We start from the raw sequence: 26,916 nt of genomic DNA, 5'->3' as shown, positions 1-26,916 counted from the left end.
AGTTCTATTAGGGGGAGTAGTAATGGCAAAAACACCAGATGAAAAACAGTTTTCAAGACGCGACTTCTTAAAAACTACCGGTGTTGCAACAGGTGGTATTATAGGAGGATCTTTACTCGGCGGATTAGTCGGATTTAACCTCGACGGATCATCATCAGAAGAAGCATCAACGAGTGAAGACACGGCTTCAGAAGAAACAGGATCAGGACAACAGCAAACAGGCGGAATTAATGATAACTCACGCGTCTTCTTTTCAAACGATACTGACTTCGACACAGTATCGGCAGCAATGGAACGCATCTTCCCGGAAAGCGAATCAGGCCCGGGAGCAATCGAACTCGGCTGTGCATATTATTTAGACGGTCAGCTGACTGGTCAATATGGTTTTAACTCTAAAGAATACATGCAGGGACCATTTGCAGAAGGCCTGCCGACACAAGGATATCAATCAAACTTAAATCGCCGCGACTACTTCATGCTTGGCATTAACAAGCTGAATGAAGAAGCGAACAGCCGTCACGATGCAAACTTCGCAGACTTAGAAGATGGTCAGATGGATGAGATTTTAACTGACTTTGAAAGCGGAGATGTGGACTTTGGTGTGCCTGCTAAGACAGCGACATCAAGCTACTTCTTTACAATGCTTCGCTCTGCAACAATTGAGGGCGCATATGCAGACCCGGTTTACCGCGGAAACCGCGGTATGGCCGGCTGGAAGATGAAAAAATTCCCAGGTCACCAAATGTCATATATTCAGTATATTGAAGATGACGAGTTCCACGAAATTGAACCGGAACCGGTATTTGGTATGTCTCACTAAAAAACATTATGTTTTATTTCAGACTCCGGTGAGCTTCATCGGGGTCTGGGTTGTCTTTTTAAGATAGTTATTGAGGTGCATTGGTTTACCGATATACAGTAGGGATTATCAACTTTCTTTATTCACCACAGAGACTGGAAGAGTAAAAAATTAAAATTAGTTAAGGAGAACTTTATATGGTAACAACTTTAGACAAAGTAGATGTAGTAACGGTTGGTGTAGGCTGGACAGGCGGTATTATCGCTGCAGAAGCGACGAAAGCAGGTTTATCTGTCATGGGGCTGGAACGCGGTAAAAAGCGCGGCACAGAAGATTATCAGCACGTCCATGACGAATTGAAATATGCAGTCCGTTATGAATTAATGCAGGATATTGCAAAGGAAACGATGACTTTTAGAAACAGCAGAGAACAAGATGCATTACCGATGCGCCAACAGGGTTCTTTCCTCCTTGGTGAAAATTTAGGCGGTGCGGGGACGCACTGGAATGGACAGACTTGGAGATTCCTGCCGTACGATTTTGAAGTTAAATCGATGACTGAAGAGCGCTATGGTTCTGACAAACTGCAAGAAGATGACGGCTACCGCTGGGAAGACTGGGGCATCACTTACGATGAATTGGAACCTTACTTTAATACTTTTGAACAGACTGCTGGTATTTCAGGCGAAGACAATCCATTAGGTGGAGATCGTTCAGAGTCGTACCCGACACCTCCGATGTTAAAATCACGCAGCTTAAGAATGTTTGAAGAAGCTGCAACTAATATGGAATTACATCCAATTATGATGCCTTCAGCAAACCTCAGCCAGCAGTATGAGAACCCGGACGGGGAAACGATTAATGCTTGTCAGTACTGTGCTTTCTGTGAGCGTTTTGCTTGTGAATACGACGCTAAGGCAACACCCGAAGTAACGGTAATTAAAACAGCTCAAAAAAGCGATTTGTTCCAGCTTCGTGTTGGAGCTAACGTTGTAGAAATTATTACAGATGAAGATGATGATTCAAAAGTAAGCGGAGTTAAGTTTGTCGATGTTATGACGGGTGAAGAATTTATTCAACCGGCTGATATCGTCGCTCTGACAAGTTATATCTTTAATAACTATAAATTACTTGCTGTATCAGATATCGGTGAGCAGTACGATCCTGAAACTGAAGAAGGTACGCTGGGTCGTAACTACTGTTATCAAATCTTCGGCGGAGCGACTGGCTTCTTTGATGAGCAGTTCAATACATTCATGGGTGCCGGTTCACTGGGCATGGCTCTGGATGACTATAATGGCGATAACTTCGACCATGAAGACTTAGATTTCCTTCACGGCGGAAATATTTCTATAACTCAAACAGGTGCCCGACCAATTTTAAATAATCCTGTGCCAAGTGATACACCATCATGGGGCGAGGAATTTAAAGAAGAGTCTATAAAAAATTATACAAGAGTACTTTCTGTCTCAGGGCAGGGTGCCACAAGTCCGCATAAAGAAAATTATTTAAGTATGGATACAGAATACACCGATGCATATGGTGTACCGTTAGTTTGTCTGACTTATAACTTTACTGATCAGGACAGAGCAAGACAAAAATATCTTGCAGAACGTTCAGGAGAAATCCTTGAAGAAATGGGTGCGAGCCAAGTTGATCTTGATGCTGAACTGACGGACTATAATATCGCTCCTTATCAGTCTACGCATAACACGGGCGGGACAACGATGGGAGCAAGTCCTGAAACAAGTGTTGTTAACAATTATCTGCAGCACTGGGACCGCGACAATCTGTTTGTTGTCGGTGCCGGAAACTTCCAGCACAACAGCGGATATAATCCGACTGCTACAGTAGGGGCACTTGCATACCGCTGTGCAGATGGTATTATTAAATATGCTGAAGATAACAGACGCCTAGAAGAAGAATAAGGTGATATATAATGGAGCCAAAGCAAAATAATAATCAAGGTTCGGAAAAGAAGGATACAAACAATGAGCCGGAACTTGTAACTAAACGGAAAAAAGTAACGAAGGAAGATCCTTATGCACCGTTGACCGATCATCTGGAAGACTTGAGAGCAGTATTGATAAAATCTGCAGTTGCCATAACTGTCTGGTTTTTAATCATCTTCTCTACAGTTGGATGGTGGTTCCCGATTGTATCTAAGGGTGCTGAAATCGTTGTTCTTGGACCGTTTGAAGTTATCCGTTTCTATTTAAGAACTTCCGGCGCAATCAGTATCGGTTTTTCCATACCGTTTATTTGCTGGTTCTTATGGCAGTTTATGAGACCCGGTCTTGTGGACAAGGAAACACAGTTCCTTAAAGGATCTTTACCTGTAATGCTGCTGCTTTTCGTAATGGGTCTATCGTTCGGCTATTTCATCGTCCACCCGTTAAGTTACTTCTTCCTAATTGAAATGGGGGAGCAAAACTTTAACGTATTGGTAACTGCAGATGAATACATGTCGTTCCTGCTCATTACAACCATACCGTTTGGGCTGGTATTCCAGCTTCCGGTCGTAGCATTATTCCTGCATCATATTGAACTTTTAACTGTCGATGTTATGACATCGATGCGTAAATACGCGTACTTTATCCTGCTCGTAATTACGGCTCTGATCGCACCGCCGGATGTGTTTACTCACATGGTGACCTTAATTCCGATGATACTGCTATATGAACTCAGTATTATTCTGATTAAGAGAAAAGAGCGAAAAGAAGCAAGAAAGCAGGAAAAGAACGAAAAGAAAGCAGAGAAATAAGATAAGATTTTAACAGGCGGATGGGCAAATGCTCACTCCGCCTGTTTTTATTATGAAAAATGACTTATCTCTATCTTTAAGCGGGTATTTTCATGTATAATTATTTAAGTTGAAAGGTGGTAATTGAGATGAAATCAACCATGCTTCTATCTCTGTTAAAGATAAAAACCACGTACGGAAATTTTCCGGAAACTGTCAAGGATATTACAAGTGACTCCCGGGAGACGCACGAGGATTCTGTTTTTGTGGCAATTAAAGGTCATCAGACTGACGGATTGTACTTCGCGGATGACGTGATTCAGCGCGGCTGCCGTTTTATAGTTGCAGACAGATATATTGATTTACCTGACCACGTCGGTTTGTTAGTCGTAAAAGATCCAGGAAAAACTGCTGCACTATTTGCAGAGTATATATATGATTTTCCGCACGAATCACAAACGATGATTGGAGTTACCGGTACAAACGGCAAAACAACAGTCTCGACTATGATTCATAATTTGAGCATGGCACTGGGCAAGAAGAGTGCGTATCTCGGCACAAATGGCTTTATGATTAATGAAGATCATATTGTATCAGCAAATACAACGCCGGAAACGACTCGTCTTCATAAGCGGCTGAGAGAAGCGCATGAAAATGATACAGAAGTATTTACGATGGAAGTATCTTCTCACGGTCTTAAACTGGGCCGCACTTTTGGAGTCAATTTCGATATTGCAATTTTTACAAACTTAACGCAGGATCATTTAGATTTTCATAACAGCATGGACGAATACGGGCATATTAAAGGCCTGCTATTTTCTCAGCTCGGCCAGGATGTAAAAAAACATAAATATGTTGTGCTGAATAACGATGATAAGTGGTCTGAAGTCTATAAAGATATGACACCGTTTGAAACGATTTCTTACGGCATGGACAGTACTGCAGATTTTTATCCGACTGAAATTGAAGGCAGTCTTGAAGGTTTTAATTTTACTTTAAATACGCCTGAGGGAAGATTTAAAGTGAATTCTCCCTTTGTCGGAGAGTACAATATACAAAACTTAATGTGTGCAATTATAAGCGAATGGCTCCAGGGTTATGAGTTCGAAAGAATATTAGAAGCGGTTCCGGCTATGAAACCTGTTGACGGCAGACTGGAAGTACTCGATCCGTCACTGCCGGTAAATATTATTATCGACTTTGCTCATACACCGGATGCACTGAGAAAAGTCATCAATACTGTGCAGCCCTTCGTTTCAGGCAAGCTGACTTGTTTAATCGGCATGACGGGTGAACGGGATTATTCAAAAGGCGCTGAAATGGGAGAAATTGCAACGCTGGCTGATTATGCGATATTTACTCCGGATAACCCGGCAAATGATGATCCGGCTATGCTCGTAAAACTGCTGGAGGAAGGTGCGGTACACGACAACTTCACATCATTTACAGACAGAGAAGAAGGTATTATTCACGCTGTGAATAATGCAGAGCCGGGTGATACGATTATTCTGGCATGTAAAGGACGCGAACCTTATCAAATTGTAGAAGACTACGTTAAAATGCCCCATCGGGATGATTTAATTGCTCTCGATGCTGCGTATAGAAAATACCGGAGTGAGGAGTATGTTGACGGCAGCAGTAAAATTTAATGATATATCCTGCAGAGTATATATAAGCAATGTTGAAGATACGTATATCATCAGCATACCGGAACTGGCTTTTTCCATGCAGGTGGATGAACAGTTGACCGATGACGAAATGATGGAAGAAATTATTATCCATCTATTTACGCTGTTTGACGAAAATGAAAGCAAAACTGCCGGTAAAGCAATACTGACAGTAATCAGAAATGAGCAAGGAGATAATAATGGATATCAAGAATGAAATAAAGAAACGTAAAACGTTTGCGATTATTTCCCACCCGGATGCGGGTAAAACGACCTTAACGGAAAAGCTGCTGCTGTTCGGCGGAGCGATACGTGAGGCAGGGACAGTGAAAGGGAAAAAATCTGGAAAGTTTGCAACCAGTGACTGGATGAAAGTAGAACAGGAACGCGGAATCAGTGTAACGAGTTCAGTTATGCAATTTGATTTTGATGGTTATAAAATTAATATTCTGGATACACCGGGACACGAGGATTTTTCTGAAGATACTTACCGCACTTTAATGGCTGTGGACTCAGCTGTCATGGTAATCGATGCGGCGAAAGGTATAGAACCGCAGACGCTGAAATTATTTAAGGTATGTAAAATGCGCGGTATTCCAATTTTTACATTTATCAATAAGCTTGACCGCATGGGTAAAGAACCATTTGAGCTGCTGGAAGAAATTGAGTCCACACTTGAAATAGAAACCTACCCGATGACCTGGCCGATTGGAATGGGACCAAGTTTCTTTGGTATTATTAACCGCCGCGACCGGACAATTACTCCATTTAGAGAAGAAGATAAATTAACTTTGGATGATGATTATCAGCTGGCAGAACCGCATAAAATCGAAGCAGATTCTGCTTATAGAGATTCTATCGATGAATTTATGCTGGTTGAAGAAGCGGGAGATGAATTCGACAAAGAAAAAATTGCAAAAGGTGATTTGACACCAGTATTCTTTGGGTCTGCTTTGTCCACTTTCGGTATAGAAGAATTCCTGGATACGTATGTTGACTTTGCCCCTCAGCCGACCGGCAGAGAGACTACAGAAGGTCAGGAAATCGATCCGACAGATGATGATTTTTCAGGTTTTATCTTTAAAATTCAGGCCAATATGGATCCGAAACACCGCGACCGCCTGGCCTTTATGAGAGTAGTATCAGGCAAGTTTACGCGCGGCATGGATGCGACACTTGCCCGCAACAAGAAAAAATCTAAAATCACTCGTGCGACGATGTTTATGGCTGACGATAAAGAAACGATTAACGAAGCATACGCTGGGGACATTATCGGTTTATACGACACTGGAAACTACCAGATCGGCGATACTTTATATTCCGGCAAAAAACGCGAGTACGTTGATTTACCGCAGTTTACCCCTGAACTCTTTATGAAAGTTTCTGCTAAGAACGTAATGAAACAGAAACATTTCTATAAGGGAATTGAACAGCTGGTCCAGGAAGGTGCAATTCAGTACTATAAATCAATGCATACAAATCAGCCGATTTTAGGTGCAGTCGGACAGCTGCAGTTTGAAGTATTCGAACACCGCATGAAAAATGAATATAACACGGATATTATAATGGAGCCCGTCGGCAAGAAAATTGCCCGCTGGGTTGAAAACGAAGAAGATATTAAAGATTCTATGAACTCACCGCGTGCCAATTTGGTATATGACCGTTATGATCAGCAGGTATTCCTGTTTGAAAATGATTTTGCCATGCGCTGGTTTGCAGATAAATATCCGGAAATAAAATTATACAGCCTGCTGTAAAATTGTCTTTACTTTTTACATGAAGTAACATAATATAAATAAAGAACTGATAAACACATAAAACGAACCTGCATTTAAGGGGAGTAACGAATAGGAAACTATCAATGTATCGTCATTACGGAGCGATCCCGGTGCATTGAGCAATATAAACTATTGTATCGTGAGACCTTAACAGATATTTATGCGAAACATACGCACAGATGTCTGTTTAGGTCTCTTTTTGTGTTTAATTATAAAGGAGGCAACACATATGGATACAGCAGTATTATTAGAATATGCATGGGTGCTGATTGTGCTGATCGGACTCGAAGGGCTGCTGGCAGCAGATAACGCAGTCGTACTTGCGGTTATGGTCAGACATTTAGACCCTGTCAGAAGAAAGAAAGCTTTATTTTACGGATTACTCGGGGCATTTGTATTTCGTGTGATTGCCATATTGCTGCTCGTATGGCTCGTACAATGGTGGTGGGTTCAGGCGCTCGGCGCACTGTACTTATTCTACGTATCAATTTCACACCTTCTCGCACTTAGAAAAAATAAAGAAGAACCTTCAGAAGAACTGGCAGAGAAACAAAAAGAAAAGAAACAATCCGGTTTTTGGATGACTGTCTTGAAGGTTGAGCTGGCAGATATTGCCTTTGCAGTAGATTCAATTCTTGCAGCTGCAGCTATCGCATTAGCATTGCCTGCAGTCGGCGGAGACTTTTTCGGTGTGAATGCCGGACAATATACTGTGATGCTTATCGGCGGACTCATCGGAGTAATCATAATGAGATTCTTCGCGAATTACTTTGTGGAACTCCTGGCAAAACGTCCGTCACTTGAAGTCGCAGCGTTTGTAATCGTCGGCTGGGTTGGCGTGAAGCTGTCAGTACTGACACTTGCACATGAAGCAGTTGGTATTATTCCTGCTGAATTTCCGCACTCAACAACTTGGAAAATAATTTTCTGGGCAGTAATGGTTATTATTGTACTTGTCGGCTGGTTTGCTGGCAGCAAGAAAACTGAACAGACAAAAGAAGCATAACTTCAGCGGTTATAATTGGAAAGATTTTTTGAAAGGCTTTATAATTATTTGTAAAGTATTGATGATGGAGTGATTATTATGAGCGATGAGAACAAGCGTCCGATTGACAGAGAAAAATACAGACGGACGGCACGCAACTTCACGGATAAAAATCAATCAGCAGAAGACGCTGAAAACCAATTTGAATTTACCAGATCCCGTGAAGCACAACGGGAGTTTGAGACAGACGATACGGTGTCTCAAAACGACAGCATTTCTAATTCTGACGAAGAAGTTTCAGATAATAGAAATGTAAGCGGGTCTAATAACAAACGCAGCGGTGCAGGTTCTGGAGGCGGCGGCTTTAAATCTATTATCCTGCCGATTATATCCGGAATCGTGGGCGCGTTAATAGTCCTCGGTCTTTATCTCTTATTTACATCTGGTGATGACGACGGCAGCGAAGAAACGGGAACTGATGAAGAGACTGCTTCTGAAGTAGACTCAAGCCAGGACTTATCTGAAGTCAAGCAGCAGCTGGAGGAAGAAAATACGGACAAAGTAATTACGGATACTACTGCGGCGGTGCAAAAAGCTAAACCTGCAGTGGTGTCGGTCATTAATATGCAGCGTATCCAGTCAATTATACCTGGAATGACTGAAGGTTCCGATGAAGCAGAAGAAGCGGGCAGCGGTTCAGGGGTCATATATAAAACTGACGGCGACATTTCATATGTTGTGACTAACCACCACGTCGTTGACGGAGCTGAAGAGATAAAAATTAATCTGGAAAGCGGCGATTCAGTTGACGCGGAATTAGTCGGTACAGATATTTGGACAGATCTGGCAGTGCTCAGTATTCCGTCTGATGTTGTAGAAACAACGATAGAATTTGGAGAAAGCAGTAATTTATTAGTGGGTGAACCTGCTATAGCAATCGGTTCTCCGCTCGGAGAAATATTCTCGGGATCAGTTTCACAGGGAATTATTTCCGGTCTAGACCGTTCAGTCCCTGTTGACTTGGACGGAAACGGGTCAAATGACTGGGAAGCGAGCGTGCTTCAGACTGATGCAGCCATTAACCCAGGTAACTCTGGAGGCGCTCTAATAGACTCTAATGGACGTTTAATTGGTATTAACTCTATGAAGGTCGGAATTGCTTCAGTTGAGGGAATCGGTTTTGCAATACCGGTAGATGAAGTTAAAGAAGTGACGAGCCAGCTTGAAGAAAATGGGGAAGTCATCCGACCATTCCTTGGTATTACATTGCAGGATCTCTTGAATGTAGCATCTTCACCAGTCTACGATCAGCTGCAATTACCGGAAGATGTTAAAGGCGGCGTCATAGTGAGCGGTGTGCAGGAGAATTCTCCTGCAGCAGCGGCAGGATTACAGGAACTCGACGTGATCACTCATCTTGACGGTGAGCCGATTAATAATATGGTGGAATTAAGACAGCATCTCTACTATGCTAAAGAAAGCGGAGAAGAAATGACAATTGATTTCTTCCGGAACGGCGAGCAGCAATCTGTAACTGTAACGCTGGAATAAATAAAATAAATTTTAACGGAATCCTTTAATCGGGATTCCTTTTTTTATTGTATAATGTGGCTATCAACTTAAATATACTGTTATTGATTGGAGATAATCATTTGAAAAAATTACGGCGGTGGTTTAAAAACTTAAGTCCGCAAAGAGCAATTCTGCTGTATTATTTTTTGGCGCTCGCTGCGGCTACAGGGCTTTTAAGCATACCTGTATTTTACCGGGAAGGAAATATTCCATTTATCGATACGCTGTTTGTAGCGGCATCGGCTATTTCAGTTACCGGTTTAAGCCCTGTAACGATTGTTGAGACCTTTAATACACAAGGCTACATTCTGCTGATGTTCTTAATGAATCTTGGCGGTATCGGTATTATGGCAGTGGGAACACTGCTGTGGATATTATTGGGAAGAAAAATCGGGGTCAAAGAACGCAGGCAGATTATTGCAGATAATGCACAATATAAAATGTCCGGAGCAGTCAAACTGGTGCAGGATATTATTACATTGCTTATTGCAGTTGAAGTGGCAGGGGCACTCATATACATTACTTATTTTTATATAGAGACCGGGAGTTTATCGCATGCCATCTTGCACGGAACATTTTTATCTGTCTCGGCAACGACTAATGGCGGTCTTGATTTATACAGTAATTCACTGACTCATCTCGAAGGCAATATTTTTATTGAAATACCTGTAATGTGCCAGATTGCACTCGGAGCTATTGGCTATCCGGTACTAATAGAACTGAAACACTTTTTCAGTAAAAAATCGCCGGGTTTTCGTTTTTCCTTATTTACAAAAGTTGCTGTTTCAGCATATGGAATACTGCTGGTGCTCGGTGCTGCGGTTATATACCTGCTGGAGTCAGCCAGGTACTTTGCCGATAAAAATATATTTTCATCGCTGTTATCGAGTCTGTTTTTATCGACCAGTACGAGGAGCGGCGGGATTACCACTGTCGCAGTGGATCAGCTCAGCGAAGCCACTCAGCTGATTATGAGTGTGCTGATGTTTATTGGGGCATCACCTTCAAGCGCCGGCGGGGGAATCAGGACTACAACATTTGCTATTTTGATACTCTTCCTGATAGCATTTTCGAGAGGACGCCAGCATATTAATATCTTTCAAAGGCGACTTGCCAGAAAAGATATTGAACGCGCCTTTGCGGTATTCACACTGGCCGTCGGTCTTGTCTTCTCAGGTGTGCTGATTGTGCTGATTGCAGACGGTCATCAGTTTACACTGACGCAAATTATATTTGAAGTGACCTCGGCCTTCGGTACGACAGGGACTTCAACCGGTATTACAGAGCAGTTATCCACAGTCAGCAAACTGACTGTAATGGCGTTTATGTTTATCGGCAGAATTGGATTTGTATCTTTCCTGCTGGCAATTTCCAGCAGACAGCGCGAACTGACTTATAAATATTCTGAAGAGCGCCTGATGGTAGGCTGATTCAGAGGGAGTGAAATGTATGGTATCAGAATTCTTTAACGTTAAATTATATATTACACAGCATATGAACGATCGGCTCGGTAAAAAAACAGGCGTGACATTCGGTAAAATTTCAAGTGCTGTAAACAGTATGAATATTAAAGAATACGAACGTCCGGTATTTTGTGATCTCGGCGGTGCAATCGGTTCATCTTCAAAGACCAACGGTCCGCAAAATCCAAATATAATGAGTATGAACCATCTGCGTTATAAATTTGCGACATTGAATGTTAATGATCTTAAAAATATAAGCGGTACAAGCAAGGCGATGAGAACATCATATTTTCCATGGATCAGTACTAATATTGTTCAAAAGTTTACTAATGAACCATACTATGGACAGCCATACAGAATTCTGAATATGAATAATATGAAACTTGCAGTCGTTGGAAGTTACGGCGGTCCTGCAGAAGAAAAAACTAAACAGATCTCAGCAGTGGATTTATCAGCTGCATTAAAAAAATGGCTGCGTTATTTACACGGCAAAGAAAATCCGGATTACGTCATTGTTTTTGTCTCTGAATTTACTGATAATCAAGAAGCGGTAGAAAAATTGAAACACAGTTTAGAAGGTGTAGGAATAGTTATTACAGGTGCACCTTACGAAGAAGATTTTGAAAAACAGACATCGCCTTATTCAACTTCTAGAATTCACGGGGAAGCTGTTCCTTTGTATCATCATGTCCATAACGGACATATTATGGAGCTTAATCTGCGTTTTAAAACCAGAGTGAATACATTTGAATATCTTGGACACAGTGTCAGTGTGAGGGATAAGGAGTTTTCCAAAGTTGCGGAGGATATAGAATATCTGGATCTGGTATATAGATATTTGTAAATGAATGATTGATATAAAAAAACGATCTGCAGAGCAGATCGTTTTTTTCTTGCTGTTTTATTCGATTCCAAAACCGTCACCGTATTGATTTTCTGCACCATCTTCGGCATAGCCAGGCTCACTGTCCAGAGTGTAGTTTTCCAGAAGATCTGTGCTGACTTCAGTGACCGGCTGGATTTGTTCGCCGAGTCTGATGCTGATTAAATCATTGGCAGTTGAAGGATCCAGTCCAAGAATGTCACGGATAGTGTTGGATAAGGCGAAGAGATGCTCTTCGTCCGGCCAAGCGTAGTATACACCGTTGGATTGACTTGTAAATCCTGTACCTTGCAGCTGTGATGATTCAAAAGCAACATCGTTAAATAAATAATATGATGCGAGCGAGCGGATATCGCCGGTCGCAAAGTTGTGGCTGGTATTGCTTGTAAAGATATTAATTAATTCATTAACTTGTGACAGCGTACTGAATGACTGGGCCTGTTTAAATACTGCCTCAATCAGTTCCATCTGACGGACACCGCGTCCTAAATCAGAATCGACGCTTCTGTTTCTGATGACTGATAAAGCCTGTTCACCGTCTAAGTGCTGAACACCTGGCTGCAGACCGTTCATTTCGTATGGTACTTCGAAATCAACACCGCCGATTGCATCGACAATTTCTACGACAGCGTTCATATCAACTCTGACAAAATGGTCGACCGGTACATTAAGCAGCGACTCGACAGCACCCATGGCGCCGACTGGACCGCCAAATGCGTGAGCGTGGTTGATTTTGTCAAAGTAATTCATCGAATCAATATAAGCCAGTGTATCACGTGGAATGCTGACCATTTTGACATCGTCATTATCACGGTCAAATGTTGCTAATATCATAGTGTCTGAACGGAAATGATCAGCATTGATCTGACCGCCTTCAGTTCTCTCAGCATCGGCATCAATACCAAGGATAAGCACTGTAAAATTATCATTTGAAGCATCGACATCGTCGACACGGAGTTCGGAGCGGTCACGGTCAATTTCCTCATAAGAATCTGACACACCGCTGTTGAAAGCGTTAAACAGGTAAAGAATGTAAATCACTGCACATAGCAGAACAATCCCTAAAATAATAAAGATGCTCCATAGAATTTTTTTCATATAAATACCCACTTTGGAAGATTTTCAATGTTAATGTAAATATATATTTAAATCTGTATGGTTGTCAATGAAAGCCGCAAAAAAAGCGAATGGCTAAAGCCATCCGCGTGTGCTGCGTCCTACTCTGTTGAGTCATTTACAATTTTATATCTTTTATGATTAACGACAGTCTTTTCGAACATTTCGTGTTCGTCAAAGTTATCATTAATCGTTATATCAACGATTACAGAGTTATCGTTAATTTTTTCAACTTTACCGAGCATGTTATCAAATTCTACAATGTTACCAACTTTTACGTCTAATTCTTCTTTTTCTTTCTTTTTTGCGTCCATGTCAATTCCTCCACTACAATAGCGATAATGACTGACATTTTACCATAAATACAAATTAAAACAAGTTAAAGCCCTTATTTATCAAAGTATACTTTCAATTTTTCACGTGCAGACCGCCTGATGTTTTTAGCAGTTGATACGCTGACTGACAGTTCTGCTGCAACTTCCGTTAAAGCGTATCCTTTTAAAGTCAGCGTCAGCCAGCGTTCTTCTCTTTTATTTAAATTGCCAGCCGCCGGATGTTCTGTAGTGTAATCATCAGTAATACTATTATAAAATACTGCGTGATCAGAAGCTGGTAAAACACGGGATTGATAGCGGGCAACCTTACGTATTTCGTCGATGAGTCTTTGGCGGATTAATGTATAGACAAATTGGGCTTCAGTGCAGGCCGATTTGCTGCTGTCGAATTTCTTAATACTTTCCAGTACAGCGAGACGGCCGATTTGCATGTATTCATCGGTATCGTAAATAATATTCAATTTATGAATAATACTGTGAATCATCGGTTCGTAGGCGAGAATTTTATCATTTACAGTCATTTAAGATGTCCCTTAAATGAATCGATTCATCTGAAGTATTTCCGGATACTTGTAATATAAGGCAGTATATTCAGTTTTTAAAATCTCTAAAACGATAAAATATCACATCAACTCTAAGTTATTCATCATTTTTGTTAACATTCGTTATATTTATGTTAAATAAGTTAACTTGAGGGTATAATAAAGTTGCTTATGCAAATTGAAGAAGAGGTGAGGATATGCTGACTGTGCCCGAACTGACACCGCAAGTATTATATATTGAACCCGTTGTGCATCCGGAGTACTTATGCCGTGCGGTTCATACCGATGGTATAATATACTGTAGAAAGACTTCAGAAAAATGGATTGATGAAACGCTTGTATACTTTTATTCGAGCAGTATTAAAGTGAAGCGTCAAAATGTTAAAATGATACATAATATTCACAGGCAGCAGCCGATTGTAATCGATGAGAAATTTCAATTTGTACTGTTTCCGCTTGCCGGCTGCAAATATAAAAACCCATTCTATGTTAATTTGCGCCAGCTGATCGACTTTAAAATGAAGGCCGGAAAGATGATCATTACTTTTGCAGACGGCCGTGAAGTTGCCACAGATTATGATTATAAATTCGCTAAGAAACAATATGAAAAAACATTATTCATATTAGACAGGACAGTGAAACATCAAAGAGCGCTAAAAAGATATTTTAAAGACAAGGATATGGAGGCGTAGAAATGGCTATTTTGACAGCCGGAGGAATATATAAAGATGAATCAGAGCACCTTGCCGGCGGTCATTTTATAGCCGCTTTGACCGCACAGCATACTTATGAAGATGTCTATATTCATACAAATTTCAGTTCTGAGGAAGTACGACTGACAAGTGACTTAAAAAAGGTGCTGCAGGAGCACGGCGTGAATACTGCTTCGGCATATGATGTATCTGCACCTTACGGCCTGATTACCCATGACTATTTTACCGGCAGCTCAAATATTTACGATACATTTAAGGCGAAAGCAAAGTATTTAACTACGGTGGAAAAGATTATTTTAACGACAGATATCGGAGAGAGAGATTTCAGATGCATATTAAACTTTGCCAGAAAAAATAAAATAGATACAGTCATTTTTACGTGCGGTGAATACACGCCTAGGAGTGTTCATGAAGATGAAATGATCTATCTTGAGAACAGCGGAATACCGAATTATCAGTATCATATCAATGATATAAAACAGAAATTAATCGATAGAGATTTTATCAGCAGTGAAATTGCTGAAAACCGCAGTATTCCAAAAGACAAGATCCATAAGTCCGGTAAAGCTGTATTGCAGCTGCTGTCACTCGCAGTATTACTCGTAATAATATTTACAGTCGGCTTTAAACTTCTTGAAACTATCGACAGTGACAATTCACATGTGGAGGCGAATATCGACTGGGAACTTGAAGTTGATCATGCTGAATGTCAGACAGTGGAAGAGTGTACTGAACTTGGTGATCAGTATTTAAGCGAGTTAAAAGAATATGTTGATTTACAGGATGAACCGCATATCTTTTTTGAAAACAGAAGCCGGACGACATTTATTAATTACAGTGTAAAAGATTATGAATTGGCCGAAAGAGAAGCGGTTAATCCGCTGCCCGTAGATGAAGAAAAAAATTTCATCAGGATGTGGGATGTTTTCAGCTATGTTTTTCCTCATCAATATATTAGTGATATTAATGAATTTAGATTATTTTCAGACGGCGAAGGGAACACTTCAGCCTATGTTTCAATAGAGCGAGACGGTACAGTGCTTGCTATGGACGTTAGGGACAATATGCATAAGGCGACGCAGTACCGTAATCTAATCCATGAATTTGGTCATATTTATTCGCTGCCGATCGAAGACTTTGATGCATCATGTCAGACGACGGATATGTCATGTGCTAAAGACGGTACGATTATTGCGGATCACAAAGAGCGATTTTGGTCACACTATGATGAAGCCTGGCATGATAACAGCGATAAAAGCAGACCGCAGCTCGAAGGGTTTTACAATAATCATGTGACGGATTTCTTTGTCCCTTACCAGACAACAAATGTAAAAGAAGATTATGCAATTACCTTTATGAAATTTATCACGGAGAAAATTCCCTCAAACAGTTCTCAACTGCGGGATGTTAAAGTACAATCAATGTATGAAGATGCGGCATTAGTCGCCATGAGAGTGGATATATTAAAATCATTTGTTCAGTTCGAGAAGGAGAGAGCAACTTGAAACTAAAAGTTAAAGTGAGAGATTACGAGAGTGGTATTTCAATTATAAAAGTCGATGTACCGGCCGAATCAACAGTAGATCTGCTGTTGAATAAACTGGTGCAGGAAGATTTGATTTTTAATGCTTATCTGCCTCACATAAAAACGATGGGTTATACATATGGAGAATTCCACAACTTAAAAACATCGAGCCTGTTCCACGGAAAAGAAAAAGTGACACTGTCATCAGACAAGGTGGAAATAACAGTGACTCAGAAAAAATCGGAAGAAGGGCATAAGGCAGGTCAGGTGCTTCTGGATTATTCTCAGCTGGTAAATGTAGTCGATAAATTCAAAGAGCAGGAATCAGGTTCACATGTAGAATACGGGACAGTATTTTTCGTTCAGCAGGAAAAACATCAATACTTAATCCGATACGAAGAACATGGATTTGAGCTCTATCATTTTAAACTGCAGTATGAGAATGCATTTAAAGAAGAAGACAGATTCCCGTTCTTAATTTTAGAATTAAAAACGAAGAGCGAGTTGACTTCAAGTGAACTGAAATGGATTCGGACGATTATGTTCCCTTCAAAAGAACGTAAAAACCCGATTATTCATTTGGAAGTATCCAAACTGAATCAGGGAATTATCGATGAACTTGCCACACTGGTGCATAGAGTGATGGTCATTGTCGGTAAGTTCCAAGTCAGTAAAAAGTCGCTGGAAGCTGCAGGCAAGCTGCCGTCATACGTACAGCTGAATGAGAAAAATTCAATCGGTTTCGTTGAACTGGAACAGCTGAGACGAATTGTGGAAGCGTAGAGGGACAGTAAAGATTAAATGTGCTAAGATTAAACCCGATTTAATTATTGCATATTTAACTAAAGAATTTCAGAATGGTGATATTGTGGAAAAAAAACGAATAGAATGGCTGGATATTGCTAAAGCTATCAGTATTATACTGGTTGTTCTTGGTCATGCTGGTCACGCGTACTTAGATATATACATAGGATGGTTTAGAATGCCTTTATTTTTCTTTTTATCAGGTATATTATTTAAACCAGTACTTTTTAAAAATCATATAAATTGGGCAAGTAATAAGACTTTCAGAATGATGCTTCCGTATTTTGTATATGGAATAGCGATCTATATAATATTTAATATACAGAATTTAAGCTTGCTACCAGAGCATTTATATAATCTTTTATATGGGGGAAGTGGTCTGCAGGGACCTTATGGTGTATTTTGGTTCATTACTGTACTGCTAATTACACAACTTCTTCTAGGTATTATCGCTAATTTTTATAAATGGATACAATTTTCCATCATTGCTGTTATGTTTATTGCTGGTCATTTACAAGTAGTTACAGAAATAGACTGGCCGTGGAACATCAATGTAGTTATGATTGCAATTTTCTATTATTCATTAGGTTACTACTGTAGAAACATTATAAGTAAATATCATGATTCATTGTCAATTGCATTTGTATCAGCATTTTTGGCTGTTCTCGCAATTCTAATTGATGTGAACGGCTATTTGGATTTTTACTTAAATCTGAGAATGAGCAGCTACAATCATTTTATTCTGGATATAATAATACCGTTGTTGTTCTTTATGCCAATCATATATATCAGCAACTTGATAACTAGATTTCCAATAAAGGAATTGTTAAAAGTTATTGGGAAGTTTTCTATAAGTAATCATGTATCTGCATTTACCTGTAAATATATTTTTCAGAACAATATTGGATTACAACGTAACGACTTTTGAATTTACAATTTTAGGAGTAATAATACCTGTAATACTTGGTTATATATTTAGTTTAACTAAACCTACTAGAGTTCTTTTTCTAGGTATCAAATAGGATTTAAGCAAAGAGTGGACATTGTCTGCTCTTTTTTCTTTAATATTTGTTTTTAAATGACACAGTTATAAATAACTATTATAATAAATAAGATACAAATATTAATTTTAAAAAGTGAACATAATAAGAGGGAAAATAATGAATCACGCTATAACTTTATTTAAAGAACAATTTCAGAATATCCATTTGATATGGAAGTTATCTATTTACAATGTAAAAAGTGAGTATTCAAACCATTATCTTGGTTTATTTTGGAACTTACTGCAGCCCCTTATGCAAGCAGCTATCTATTATTTGATTTTTGGTTTGGGGCTGAGAGGTGCAACAGCACCGGAGGCTGAGATACCATTTATTGTGTATCTAATTTCTGGGCTATTCCCTTGGCTTTTTATTTCTCAAGCGATTAATGTAGGTTCAAATGCGATATATGCACAGCTTGGACTCGTAACAAAAATGCGTTTCCCCTCCAGCGTTTTGCTGTCTATCTCATTTACGAACAGCTTAATTAATCTATCGTTTATGACATTAATTATAATGTTGATTTCTGTATTTCAAGGTTTTGTTAACCCACTATATTTCTTAATGCTTATTTATTTTGTAGTTGCATCATTTGCTTTGATCTTTGCGATTAATTTAATAATGAGTACGTTAATTATATTAGTGCGTGACTTCAGAAATTTACTGCAAAACATTATTAGAATGGGTTTTTTCCTAACGCCAATATTTTGGCAGCCAGGTGAAAGAGGCGGCTTACTGCAAATGATATCTGATTTAAATCCATTTGCCTACTTGGTCCAGAACTTCCGTAATGCTTTGATATATGGTGACGGATTATTTTACGGTACGATCGAACAGCATTTATATTTTTGGGCAATCACAATCGTATTGTTATTGATTGGCAGTTACCTTCACATAAAATTCCGATACAAATTAGTAGATTATTTATAAGGATGGTTAAACATGCGTAAGTATTTAATGATATGCAATGCATATCCGACCCTGGAGAACTTGTATTCAAACAGCTTCTTGCACAGGAGAGTGAAAGCATATCAACAAGAAGGTTTACATGTTGATATTGTCGTAATAACAACTAAAGTACTGAAGGATAAATATTATGACGGAGTACAAATTAAATACATGGACGAATACCAGATTGCATCATTTTTAAAAGCAAATGATTATTCGACAGTGTTATTTCATTTCATTAATAAGAAAATGTTTCACGGCATAGAACAGCTCTCTGAAGAGAAGAGACCGTATATTGTTGTTTGGCTTCATGGATTTGAAGCAGAGGCCTGGCATCGAAGGTACTATAATTTCTTAGAAAATATCAATCAGCTGGATAATATGCTGGAGAGAAAAGATACTGTGTTTGAACCGCAGAGAGAGTTTCTGAGAGATATCATGACACGAGAAGATTTAAATATTACTTTTATTTATGTATCGCGGCGTTTTAAAGAACTTTATGTTGATCCGTATGTTGGTGTCGTACCTGAAAAATATTATATAATACATAATATTATTGATAATGAGCTATTCAAATATCAAAAAAAATCAAGTGACGATCGCTTTAAAATATGCAGTATTCGACCTTTTACAGCTAAAAACTATGCAAATGATTTAACCGTAGAAGTAATTAAAAAACTAAGCAGAAAAAAATATTTTAAGAAACTTGAATTTAACATATATGGAGATGGTAAGTTATTTAATGTACTGACAAATCCATTAAAGACTTTTGAAAATGTTCATCTCCATAAAGGTTTCGTAAAACAAGATGATATACCTGAGATTCATAGAGGTCATGGTATATACCTTGGGCCTTCACGACATGATTCCCAAGGGGTTTCCCTGGGAGAGGCAATGAGCAGCGGATTAGTTCCAGTGACTAATGCAATTGGGGGAATTCCTGAATTCATTACACATAAAGAAACTGGAATGCTTGCTCCGCGAGATGACGTAGAAGCCATGGTAGAGCACCTAGAATACTTATATAAGCATCCGCGTAAATTTAAAAAAATCAGTGAACAAGCATCAAAAAGTATAAAACAGCAAGCCGGTATAGATACAGTTATAAGCAAAGAAGTAGAGGTGATTACTAATGGCAGAAGTAAACTGGAAAAAGGCTTATCATGACTTAGAAAATCATATAGAAGCAATAATGAGAGAAACGAGTGAATTGGTAAATAATGCTTCCCCAAAATTGCGACTAAACGATGTATTGATTGAAAAAACGAATACACTCGATGTCGTAATTGATGCGACAGGAGATACTATGGAATATGCGATAGATCTTATTGATAGAAAAGGAAAAATAGAAACCATAAAAACTGGGTATCAAAAAGCAAATGCATTTTCATTCGATATACCTGCGGGCAGATATACTATCACCGCTTATGCCAAAGAAAGTTTGAAAGATAATTCAAGAGTATTTGAAAAAATACAGGTGAATTTTAAAAAGGATGTTAAATGATGAATAAAATTTTTATGGAACTGGATGACAAGGGCGAAGGACAATCCATAATTCTTAGAGCCGGCGAGACAGACAGCTTTCATGATTCATTGACTCAGCTTGCAAGTTATAATATACCAAAATATATTGATTTAACTAGTCTTCATGTTGGAGATACATGGAAAATCATAAACGATTTTTCATCATGGGAATTAGAAATAACATTCATTATAGATGATAATCAAATTAATGAAGACTTACTAGAATCGACACAAAATATTAAAGATATTAATTATAAAAATAATAATTATTATTTAATGCCAGGTATAAGTGAAATTAATCTGGTGGAAAAATACAGAGTTCTTAATATAAATGTCAAGCAGAAGAAAAAATCATATGAACTTGAAATTGTAGAAAGTCTGCTTAGAGAATATGATAAAAATAATGAAGTAATAAATAAGCTCCAGAGGGAAAAACAGCAGCTGTACCATACCGTTGGTAACGTAGATGATAATGATCTAGAAACAAGATACTTAGATTTGATGGAGAAATATAAACAGTCGTTGAAGAGACTGGATCAGCTGCGAAGTTCTAAACTCGGTAAAATGCAGGTTGCATACTGGAATAAGAAAAGAGGATATTAATGAAGGTAATTAATAGAATCAATACTGCGGATGCAAACTCACAATATATCAATAATGTAATTTCATCTTTATCAGAAACTCATCCTGTTGGACTGACGGTCATTCAATTTGTATCACAATCTGTGAAAACAGCACTGGATAGTGCCTCCTCTTTAAGTGGAATTACTAATATTAATATTGTATATGTCACTGGAAAACCAGAAATATATAATGCTCTTAAAGTCGACAAAAATGATCGAGATACAGTAGTTTATGGCTCAATTGAAGATGCCAAAATATATATAAAATATTCTCATGTTATTATCATAAATGAAAATTTAGCACTTCAATTTAAAAAAGGTACATTGGATTTTAACAATGAAAAAATATATCTTACAGATATAAGCAACAATAATTCATTGGATGCTAAAATTTATAAAAAATTTATTGATGAAATCAGTCTTGAGTTTAATCAATTTAATCCAGAAACAACGGAAAAAATTATTCGAGAGACTAATTGCATTATACCTGCTAATTTAATTTTTCATCATACTTTCACCGACCATTTTTCATTCAAGTTTAATATATGGATGTCTAATTTAATGGCTGTAGTGAATTTAACTGGTGAAATTATTATAAATGAAGACATATGTGTAAGTGGTGAACTTGATAGATGGGTTCCTGCTGGTTATAAAGAAATTTTAATGTGTTTAAAATATATAGATCATAAAATATCAAAACGGTACGATGAAAAGGTGTCTGACGTACTTCAGTATTTCAATAAAATATTTACATCAAATTTGAAAAATTATATTGATAAAGGACTTATTAGTAAGAAAACACTTATTAATGAAATGAAATCTATCGGTATTAAAAATATATATTATTCAACGTTAAATAAAGGTGATGCAAAAAAACTTGTACTTGCATATTGCTTCCCACCATTTAATGATACAAGTGGTAATGTAATGGCTAAACGTATTTTTGAGTCAGGAGACGTTGTGGATGTAGTTTCAAATGATATGAGCCGTATTAGAAATAAGGATAATAAGTTAATAAATATAATGCACCATTTATTAGATTCTCAAATTGTACTGACAGGCAAGCAGGCTTTCAGCAGCTGGACAAGTATTGAAGAATATATTCAGGGTTCGTATGAAAAATACATGATGTATGAAAATAAATACGAAGAAATATATTCGCGAGTGATGTTCCCGCACTCTCATTTTGCAGCTTTCGAAATTAAAAAAAGTAATTCTAATATTAAATGGATTGCTGAGTTTTCAGATCCGTTGTATACAGATGTATCATCAAATATCAGGTACGCACCAATTGAAGATGACGAATACATTGAAATGCTAAAATCATACACTGGCGAAAAATATAGGGATTTGATAGATGATAATTCATTCAATGTGTGTGAAGTTATTCCATTCCTGTATGCAGATGAGCTAATATTTACAAATGAGTATCAAATGAGTTATATGTTGGAACGTTTTGATGAGGAAATTAAATCCCTTGTAATAAGTAAAGCGGTGATTAGTCAACACCCTACACTGCCTTCCAACATGTACAATATTGTAAAATCATTCTACAAAGTCAGCCAGAGAGAGATAAATATCGCTTACTTTGGAAACTTTTATGACACACGCGGGTTTAGACAAATTGAATTAGTAGCTAAAGAACTATACGATAATAATATAAATAATTTTAAAATACATGTGTTTACTAATCTTAATAAGAAAACAATGAGATTCTATAAGCAAAGTGATTATAAAGAGTATATAGAAATAAATCAGTATGCCCCATATTTCGAATTTTTGAATCTAACTAATTTAATGGATGTATTACTCATTTTTGATGCGGAGACTGAAGGTATTAAACCCTATAATCCATATGTACCGTCTAAACTTAGTGATTACAGGGGAAGTACAAGTAAAATTTGGGCCTTTACAGAAAAAAATAGTGTTTTAGATTTAACTGAAGAAGATAATTTATATAGTGTTCATCAACGTGACTACCATGAATATTGTAAAGTATTCACAAAGATTGCTAATAATATTGGCAAGCCATTGTATAATGTAGATAATATAAAATGTCTGAATTAATACAGACTTGGAAGTGGGATAAATGAATTATAAAGTAAAAGTTGACAATGTATCAAAAGTTTTTAATACGACGAGTAACAGGAAGAAACTATGGAAAATGATGATTCCATTTATGAATAAGGAACAGGAATACTATCATGCTCTGAAAAATGTATCATTTGAAGTTGAACCTGGGGACTCAGTAGGTATAGTAGGATTAAACGGATCGGGTAAATCAACTTTGTCAAATTTACTTGGGGGGGTAACTGTACCATCTTCAGGAGAAATTCATGTAGATGGTAAACCATCACTAATAGCTATATCAGCAGGATTGAATATGGAGCTGACAGGTGAAGAAAATATCCATATGAAATGTTTGATGCATGGACTGAGTGAGAAAGATATAGAAGAGCGATATGACGATATTGTAGCTTTCAGCGAACTAGAAGATTTTTTAAATCAGCCAATAAAATCTTATTCAAGTGGGATGATGTCTAGACTTGGATTTGCAATAGCAGTTCACACAGACCCTGATGTACTTATAGTTGATGAAGCACTTTCAGTTGGCGATGATACTTTTGCGAGTAAATGTATCGATAAAATGAAAGAATTTCGAGAAGAAGGCAGAACAATATTTTTTGTAAGTCATTCCATTCCTCAAATACAGCAAATGTGTAATAAAGCTGCATGGATCCATTTTGGAGAACTTAAAGAGTATGGAGATTGCATGCCAGTTGTTGGTTTGTACGCACGTTTTGTCAGAGGATATAATATCAAACCTAAGCACATTCAAAAACGATATAAGAAGGCTATGGTTGATGGACAAAGAACAACATCTTACCTTCCAGAGAAAAATGATACTAAGTTTGGAATAGGGAATAGCATACTTTTAATGATTTTTTCGGTTATTATTGTTGTGATGGGTTATTTACAAGCAATTCAATATCTATAAGGTGCTTATATAATGAATAAATTAACTTATGAAGAATTAAAAAGAATAGCTTTAGAGTCCTTAGATAAGGAAGAAAGAGCTTTAAATGAACTGAAGAATATCGATAGACAAATATCAGTTTTAAAAAATGAGAATGACAGATTGAATAGACAGATTAAGAAGTATCAAAGTTTTCTTCCAATTAGAGTAGGTTTGAAAATGATAAAGTTTGTCAGAAAGTAGTGTATGAGTATGTCTAATTTAAAGATTAGAGAGAGATTGAAAGAAATAAAAGAAATAAAAAACTCAATACTTTCGGATGAAAAAGTTCAAGAGGAAGTCACTCTATTTCCAAATAATGATTTGGAAAATGGAATAAGTGTGATTATTCCTGTTCATCAGGGAGAAAATTTTATAGAAAATCTTGTGGATTCTTTAAAAAGACAATCACTAGATTACAAATTTTTTGAGGCAGTTTTTGTTTTCAACGGAGAATATGAAAAAAGCGAAAAATTATTGAGTAGGTTGGACAAACCATTTAAGTATAAAGTATTGTATTCGAATAAAGGGGTAGGTACTGCTCGAAATACAGGTATTAATAATGCCGATTACTCTTATATAACTTTCCTTGATGTTGATGATACACTGTCATTTGATTACTTGAAGAACTCATTATCAGAAGCGGAACCTTATACTATCTTATTAAATCAGTTGCATGAAATTGTTGAAACAAGGGATGATCACGGTAATAATGTGATTAATAAAGAACTTCTGAGATTAAATCAGTATCCAAACAGTTATTTTGATGTAGGGAAAAATTTATCTTTGAATGGTGCCAAAATTGTCCCTACAAGCTTCTTATTAAACACACAATTTAATGAGAAGTTAAATAATGGGGAAGATGTTGTGCTTTATGCAGCATTAGTTACTGAATTTAAACCGATTATTAAAATTAATCAAAGTCAGGCTGTTTACTACAGATATAAAGGTCAAGGAACTTTGTCCAGAACGAAAATATCTTTTCAGTTTAATGTTTTAGATAGAATCAATGTGATAGATGCACTGCAGAGTTTGTTGCAGTATGAAGATAATCTTGATGTAAGAAATTTAATCATAGATAGAATGCGCTCCCAGGCATTATTCATTAATAAATATTTGTTAGAGAACATAGAAGAATACAGTAAGGTTACGGACTTAATTAAGTTTAAGCAGGATGAATTTTATCCGTATCAGCAAGTTAATAAGGACCTGGCTAAAACGTTATATATCAGTTATTGCTTCCCTCCTTTTGTTGATACAAGCGGTGTCGTAATGGCAAAACGTATCAATCAGGGAAAACAGCCTGTCGATGTTGTTTTTAATGATATGACCGATGTTAGAGCAATGGATCCTTCTTTGGAAGTTATCGCTAATCCGTATATCGACACAAAATATATGATAAATACTGTATCCTCGTTTTCCAATGCAAATTATATAAAATCGTTCGTGGATAAAGTTAAAAAGCGTGTAGAGTTGTATAAGTATAATCAGATTTACAGCAGAGCGTTATGGCCAGGATCTCATATGGCAGCATTTGAATTTAAAGAGGAAAATAATAATATAAAATGGATAGCAGAGTTTTCTGATCCAATTTTATTTGATATTAAAAATCAAGAGAGAAAAGCAGGGTATTTTTCCGCTAAAGAAGTAAAAAGATTAAAGAAAAAAGTGCCAAGAAATTTTGAGAAATATGTAAATAATAATTTATTTAATATGTGTGAAGTGTTGCCCTTTATTTTTGCTGATGAAATTGTATTCACTAATATTAACCAACAATCAGTTATGCTTGAACGCTTCAGTGAAGAATTTCAAAATATGGTTTATAAGAAATCGGTTATTTCTAAACATCCATCACTTGACGAATATTATTATGATATAGATAAGCATTATGTCTCATTGGACCAGAGTGAGTACAACATTGGTTATTTTGGTAATTTTTACGAAACAAGAAGTGCTTCAGATATTATCAATATTGCTAAAACTGTTAAAGACGCCAATATTAAAGCTAAACTTTATATTTTTACAAATGATACTTCAAAAGTTCGAAGTCAGGTTATTACCCAGAATGTGTCAGACATTGTTCAAGTTAACACATATTTGAAATATTTTGAATTTCTTAATGCATCTAAGGAGTTTGACTGTCTGATATTAAGTGATGCAAATACAAAGGATTATATGAAGAAAAATCCGTATTTGGCTTCAAAATATAGTGATTATATTTCATCAGGAACCGACATTTGGTCGTTATATGAAAATGGAAGTGTTCTCAGTGAAATTGTTAAAGATAATAATAGTAGAGTAGTCGGCAGTGAACTTGGAAATATTGAGGAAATAAAAGAAACACTGTTCAAGTTAACAGAAAATCATAAAAAAAATGAGTCCTGATTATCAGGACTCATTTTTTAATTTTATAAATTTCTTTCCATATATTTATGAGGAATACCTGCATCGTCAAATTCATCTGAGGACACTTCATAACCCAGTTTTTCATAAAACTTAATAGCATGGACTTGTGCTCCGAGCTTGGCTCGAGTGAAACCATTCTCTTCAGCATGAATATGAACAAAGTTCATAAGAGCCTGACCAAGGTGAAGGCCTCTGGCAATTTCTCTTACTGCCATTCTTTCAACTTTGATAAGACCATCACCGATATCTCTATATCTCACTGTTCCTAAGGGACGATCATCAAGAGTAAGAAGTATATTAACCGATTCTTTTTCATACTCATCGACTTCCATTTCCAGCGGCACGTTTTGTTCTTCAACGAAAACTTCTTTTCTTATTTCCAAACACTGGTTGTAATATTTTTGATCATCAGTAATTTTAAGTTCCATATTTAT

The 26,916-nt window shown here is 37.3% G+C and carries 26 protein-coding genes; 22 read left to right on the top strand and 4 right to left on the bottom strand.

The features are described from left to right. Positions 1 to 22 precede the first annotated feature (22 nt). The 10 genes from IEU81_RS04555 to IEU81_RS04510 all read left to right on the top strand — a co-directional run bounded on the left by IEU81_RS04555 (position 23) and on the right by IEU81_RS04510 (position 11,851). The gene (locus tag IEU81_RS04555; protein ID WP_092595033.1) at positions 23 to 820 is read left to right on the top strand and encodes a gluconate 2-dehydrogenase subunit 3 family protein; all 798 of its coding nucleotides are present in this window, start codon (positions 23 to 25) and stop codon (positions 818 to 820) included. A gap of 176 nt (positions 821 to 996) precedes the next feature. After that, positions 997 to 2,727 (top strand): GMC family oxidoreductase, encoded by a 1,731-nt coding sequence (locus IEU81_RS04550; RefSeq protein WP_186090486.1) that lies wholly within the window; start codon positions 997 to 999, stop codon positions 2,725 to 2,727. 11 nt (positions 2,728 to 2,738) lie between these two features. Beyond that, positions 2,739 to 3,563, top strand: coding sequence for a twin-arginine translocase subunit TatC (tatC, locus tag IEU81_RS04545; protein WP_092595037.1), 825 nt, complete (start codon positions 2,739 to 2,741; stop codon positions 3,561 to 3,563). A gap of 128 nt (positions 3,564 to 3,691) precedes the next feature. Beyond that, positions 3,692 to 5,191: a UDP-N-acetylmuramoyl-L-alanyl-D-glutamate--2,6-diaminopimelate ligase gene (locus tag IEU81_RS04540; protein ID WP_186090485.1), complete on the top strand. Its 1,500-nt coding sequence runs from the start codon at positions 3,692 to 3,694 to the stop codon at positions 5,189 to 5,191. After that, positions 5,166 to 5,426 carry a YueH family protein gene (locus IEU81_RS04535; protein ID WP_186090484.1) on the top strand — a complete coding sequence of 87 codons (261 nt, stop codon included), beginning with the start codon at positions 5,166 to 5,168 and terminating at the stop codon, positions 5,424 to 5,426. The genes IEU81_RS04540 and IEU81_RS04535 overlap by 26 nt, the downstream gene beginning before the upstream one ends. Then, positions 5,410 to 6,966 carry a peptide chain release factor 3 gene (locus IEU81_RS04530; RefSeq protein WP_186090483.1) on the top strand — a complete coding sequence of 519 codons (1,557 nt, stop codon included), beginning with the start codon at positions 5,410 to 5,412 and terminating at the stop codon, positions 6,964 to 6,966. Before IEU81_RS04535 ends, IEU81_RS04530 begins: the two co-directional genes overlap by 17 nt. A 250-nt stretch (positions 6,967 to 7,216) precedes the next feature. Continuing rightward, the gene (locus IEU81_RS04525; protein ID WP_186090482.1) at positions 7,217 to 7,993 is read left to right on the top strand and encodes a TerC family protein; all 777 of its coding nucleotides are present in this window, start codon (positions 7,217 to 7,219) and stop codon (positions 7,991 to 7,993) included. Positions 7,994 to 8,071: 78 nt separating this feature from the next. Continuing rightward, complete coding sequence (locus IEU81_RS04520) at positions 8,072 to 9,523, top strand: S1C family serine protease (protein WP_186090481.1); 1,452 nt, start codon at positions 8,072 to 8,074, stop codon at positions 9,521 to 9,523. Between the two features lie 101 nt (positions 9,524 to 9,624). Beyond that, positions 9,625 to 10,974, top strand: coding sequence for a TrkH family potassium uptake protein (locus IEU81_RS04515; protein ID WP_186090480.1), 1,350 nt, complete (start codon positions 9,625 to 9,627; stop codon positions 10,972 to 10,974). Between the two features lie 19 nt (positions 10,975 to 10,993). Continuing rightward, positions 10,994 to 11,851 (top strand): bifunctional UDP-sugar hydrolase/5'-nucleotidase, encoded by an 858-nt coding sequence (locus IEU81_RS04510; RefSeq protein ID WP_186090479.1) that lies wholly within the window; start codon positions 10,994 to 10,996, stop codon positions 11,849 to 11,851. A gap of 57 nt (positions 11,852 to 11,908) precedes the next feature. Here the strand turns inward: IEU81_RS04510 and IEU81_RS04505 are convergent, their stop codons facing one another. The 3 genes from IEU81_RS04505 to IEU81_RS04495 all read right to left on the bottom strand — a co-directional run bounded on the left by IEU81_RS04505 (position 11,909) and on the right by IEU81_RS04495 (position 13,862). Further along, a complete protein-coding gene (locus IEU81_RS04505) occupies positions 11,909 to 12,988 on the bottom strand; it encodes an LCP family protein (protein ID WP_092595053.1) in 1,080 nt (359 codons plus the stop codon). 119 nt (positions 12,989 to 13,107) lie between these two features. Continuing rightward, the gene (locus IEU81_RS04500; protein ID WP_092595055.1) at positions 13,108 to 13,320 is read right to left on the bottom strand and encodes a DUF2187 family protein; all 213 of its coding nucleotides are present in this window, start codon (positions 13,318 to 13,320) and stop codon (positions 13,108 to 13,110) included. Between the two features lie 74 nt (positions 13,321 to 13,394). Beyond that, a complete protein-coding gene (locus IEU81_RS04495; RefSeq protein WP_092595057.1) occupies positions 13,395 to 13,862 on the bottom strand; it encodes a sigma-70 family RNA polymerase sigma factor in 468 nt (155 codons plus the stop codon). A 218-nt stretch (positions 13,863 to 14,080) separates the two neighbouring features. Between IEU81_RS04495 and IEU81_RS04490 the strand changes: the two genes are divergently transcribed. The 12 genes from IEU81_RS04490 (at position 14,081) to IEU81_RS04435 (ending at position 26,461) form a co-directional block, all read left to right on the top strand. Beyond that, entirely contained in the window at positions 14,081 to 14,575 is a 495-nt protein-coding gene (locus IEU81_RS04490; protein WP_092595059.1) for a competence protein ComK, read from the top strand. Between the two features lie 2 nt (positions 14,576 to 14,577). Next, positions 14,578 to 16,101, top strand: coding sequence for a hypothetical protein (locus tag IEU81_RS04485; RefSeq protein WP_186090478.1), 1,524 nt, complete (start codon positions 14,578 to 14,580; stop codon positions 16,099 to 16,101). Next, the gene (locus tag IEU81_RS04480) at positions 16,098 to 16,904 is read left to right on the top strand and encodes a hypothetical protein (protein WP_186090477.1); all 807 of its coding nucleotides are present in this window, start codon (positions 16,098 to 16,100) and stop codon (positions 16,902 to 16,904) included. Before IEU81_RS04485 ends, IEU81_RS04480 begins: the two co-directional genes overlap by 4 nt. After that, entirely contained in the window at positions 16,891 to 17,853 is a 963-nt protein-coding gene (locus IEU81_RS04475) for an acyltransferase family protein (RefSeq protein ID WP_186090476.1), read from the top strand. The genes IEU81_RS04480 and IEU81_RS04475 overlap by 14 nt, the downstream gene beginning before the upstream one ends. Positions 17,854 to 18,085: 232 nt before the next feature. After that, the gene (locus IEU81_RS04470) at positions 18,086 to 18,895 is read left to right on the top strand and encodes an ABC transporter permease (RefSeq protein WP_186090475.1); all 810 of its coding nucleotides are present in this window, start codon (positions 18,086 to 18,088) and stop codon (positions 18,893 to 18,895) included. A gap of 12 nt (positions 18,896 to 18,907) precedes the next feature. Then, positions 18,908 to 20,080, top strand: a complete 1,173-nt coding sequence (locus IEU81_RS04465; protein ID WP_092595069.1) for a glycosyltransferase family 4 protein — start codon at positions 18,908 to 18,910, stop codon at positions 20,078 to 20,080. Continuing rightward, positions 20,046 to 20,417, top strand: a complete 372-nt coding sequence (locus tag IEU81_RS04460; RefSeq protein WP_186090474.1) for a hypothetical protein — start codon at positions 20,046 to 20,048, stop codon at positions 20,415 to 20,417. Before IEU81_RS04465 ends, IEU81_RS04460 begins: the two co-directional genes overlap by 35 nt. Further along, a complete protein-coding gene (locus IEU81_RS04455) occupies positions 20,417 to 21,040 on the top strand; it encodes a hypothetical protein (RefSeq protein WP_186090473.1) in 624 nt (207 codons plus the stop codon). The genes IEU81_RS04460 and IEU81_RS04455 overlap by 1 nt, the downstream gene beginning before the upstream one ends. Next, a complete protein-coding gene (locus IEU81_RS04450; RefSeq protein WP_186090472.1) occupies positions 21,040 to 23,127 on the top strand; it encodes a hypothetical protein in 2,088 nt (695 codons plus the stop codon). Before IEU81_RS04455 ends, IEU81_RS04450 begins: the two co-directional genes overlap by 1 nt. 22 nt (positions 23,128 to 23,149) lie before the next feature. Continuing rightward, a complete protein-coding gene (locus tag IEU81_RS04445) occupies positions 23,150 to 24,058 on the top strand; it encodes an ABC transporter ATP-binding protein (RefSeq protein WP_186090471.1) in 909 nt (302 codons plus the stop codon). A gap of 12 nt (positions 24,059 to 24,070) precedes the next feature. Further along, complete coding sequence (locus IEU81_RS04440) at positions 24,071 to 24,280, top strand: hypothetical protein (protein WP_092595079.1); 210 nt, start codon at positions 24,071 to 24,073, stop codon at positions 24,278 to 24,280. Between the two features lie 9 nt (positions 24,281 to 24,289). Further along, a complete protein-coding gene (locus IEU81_RS04435) occupies positions 24,290 to 26,461 on the top strand; it encodes a glycosyltransferase (protein ID WP_186090470.1) in 2,172 nt (723 codons plus the stop codon). Between the two features lie 23 nt (positions 26,462 to 26,484). On the opposite strand, the gene IEU81_RS04430 is transcribed toward IEU81_RS04435, so the two are convergent. Continuing rightward, positions 26,485 to 26,910: a GNAT family N-acetyltransferase gene (locus IEU81_RS04430; RefSeq protein WP_092595083.1), complete on the bottom strand. Its 426-nt coding sequence runs from the start codon at positions 26,908 to 26,910 to the stop codon at positions 26,485 to 26,487. Positions 26,911 to 26,916 lie beyond the last annotated feature (6 nt).

Source organism: Jeotgalicoccus aerolatus, assembly GCF_014635205.1.
Classification (GTDB): domain Bacteria; phylum Bacillota; class Bacilli; order Staphylococcales; family Salinicoccaceae; genus Jeotgalicoccus; species Jeotgalicoccus aerolatus.
This window is presented reverse-complemented; position numbering and strand designations above follow the sequence as displayed.

Coding starts and splice junctions, on each gene's coding strand:
- IEU81_RS04555 (WP_092595033.1), top strand. CDS start 23: ATGGCAAAAACACCAGATGAAAAACAGTTTTCAAGACGCGACTTCTTA.
- IEU81_RS04550 (WP_186090486.1), top strand. CDS start 997: ATGGTAACAACTTTAGACAAAGTAGATGTAGTAACGGTTGGTGTAGGC.
- tatC (WP_092595037.1), top strand. CDS start 2,739: ATGGAGCCAAAGCAAAATAATAATCAAGGTTCGGAAAAGAAGGATACA.
- IEU81_RS04540 (WP_186090485.1), top strand. CDS start 3,692: ATGAAATCAACCATGCTTCTATCTCTGTTAAAGATAAAAACCACGTAC.
- IEU81_RS04535 (WP_186090484.1), top strand. CDS start 5,166: ATGTTGACGGCAGCAGTAAAATTTAATGATATATCCTGCAGAGTATAT.
- IEU81_RS04530 (WP_186090483.1), top strand. CDS start 5,410: ATGGATATCAAGAATGAAATAAAGAAACGTAAAACGTTTGCGATTATT.
- IEU81_RS04525 (WP_186090482.1), top strand. CDS start 7,217: ATGGATACAGCAGTATTATTAGAATATGCATGGGTGCTGATTGTGCTG.
- IEU81_RS04520 (WP_186090481.1), top strand. CDS start 8,072: ATGAGCGATGAGAACAAGCGTCCGATTGACAGAGAAAAATACAGACGG.
- IEU81_RS04510 (WP_186090479.1), top strand. CDS start 10,994: ATGGTATCAGAATTCTTTAACGTTAAATTATATATTACACAGCATATG.
- IEU81_RS04505 (WP_092595053.1), bottom strand. CDS start 12,988: ATGAAAAAAATTCTATGGAGCATCTTTATTATTTTAGGGATTGTTCTG.
- IEU81_RS04500 (WP_092595055.1), bottom strand. CDS start 13,320: ATGGACGCAAAAAAGAAAGAAAAAGAAGAATTAGACGTAAAAGTTGGT.
- IEU81_RS04495 (WP_092595057.1), bottom strand. CDS start 13,862: ATGACTGTAAATGATAAAATTCTCGCCTACGAACCGATGATTCACAGT.
- IEU81_RS04490 (WP_092595059.1), top strand. CDS start 14,081: ATGCTGACTGTGCCCGAACTGACACCGCAAGTATTATATATTGAACCC.
- IEU81_RS04485 (WP_186090478.1), top strand. CDS start 14,578: ATGGCTATTTTGACAGCCGGAGGAATATATAAAGATGAATCAGAGCAC.
- IEU81_RS04470 (WP_186090475.1), top strand. CDS start 18,086: ATGAATCACGCTATAACTTTATTTAAAGAACAATTTCAGAATATCCAT.
- IEU81_RS04465 (WP_092595069.1), top strand. CDS start 18,908: ATGCGTAAGTATTTAATGATATGCAATGCATATCCGACCCTGGAGAAC.
- IEU81_RS04460 (WP_186090474.1), top strand. CDS start 20,046: ATGGCAGAAGTAAACTGGAAAAAGGCTTATCATGACTTAGAAAATCAT.
- IEU81_RS04455 (WP_186090473.1), top strand. CDS start 20,417: ATGAATAAAATTTTTATGGAACTGGATGACAAGGGCGAAGGACAATCC.
- IEU81_RS04450 (WP_186090472.1), top strand. CDS start 21,040: ATGAAGGTAATTAATAGAATCAATACTGCGGATGCAAACTCACAATAT.
- IEU81_RS04445 (WP_186090471.1), top strand. CDS start 23,150: ATGAATTATAAAGTAAAAGTTGACAATGTATCAAAAGTTTTTAATACG.
- IEU81_RS04440 (WP_092595079.1), top strand. CDS start 24,071: ATGAATAAATTAACTTATGAAGAATTAAAAAGAATAGCTTTAGAGTCC.
- IEU81_RS04435 (WP_186090470.1), top strand. CDS start 24,290: ATGTCTAATTTAAAGATTAGAGAGAGATTGAAAGAAATAAAAGAAATA.
- IEU81_RS04430 (WP_092595083.1), bottom strand. CDS start 26,910: ATGGAACTTAAAATTACTGATGATCAAAAATATTACAACCAGTGTTTG.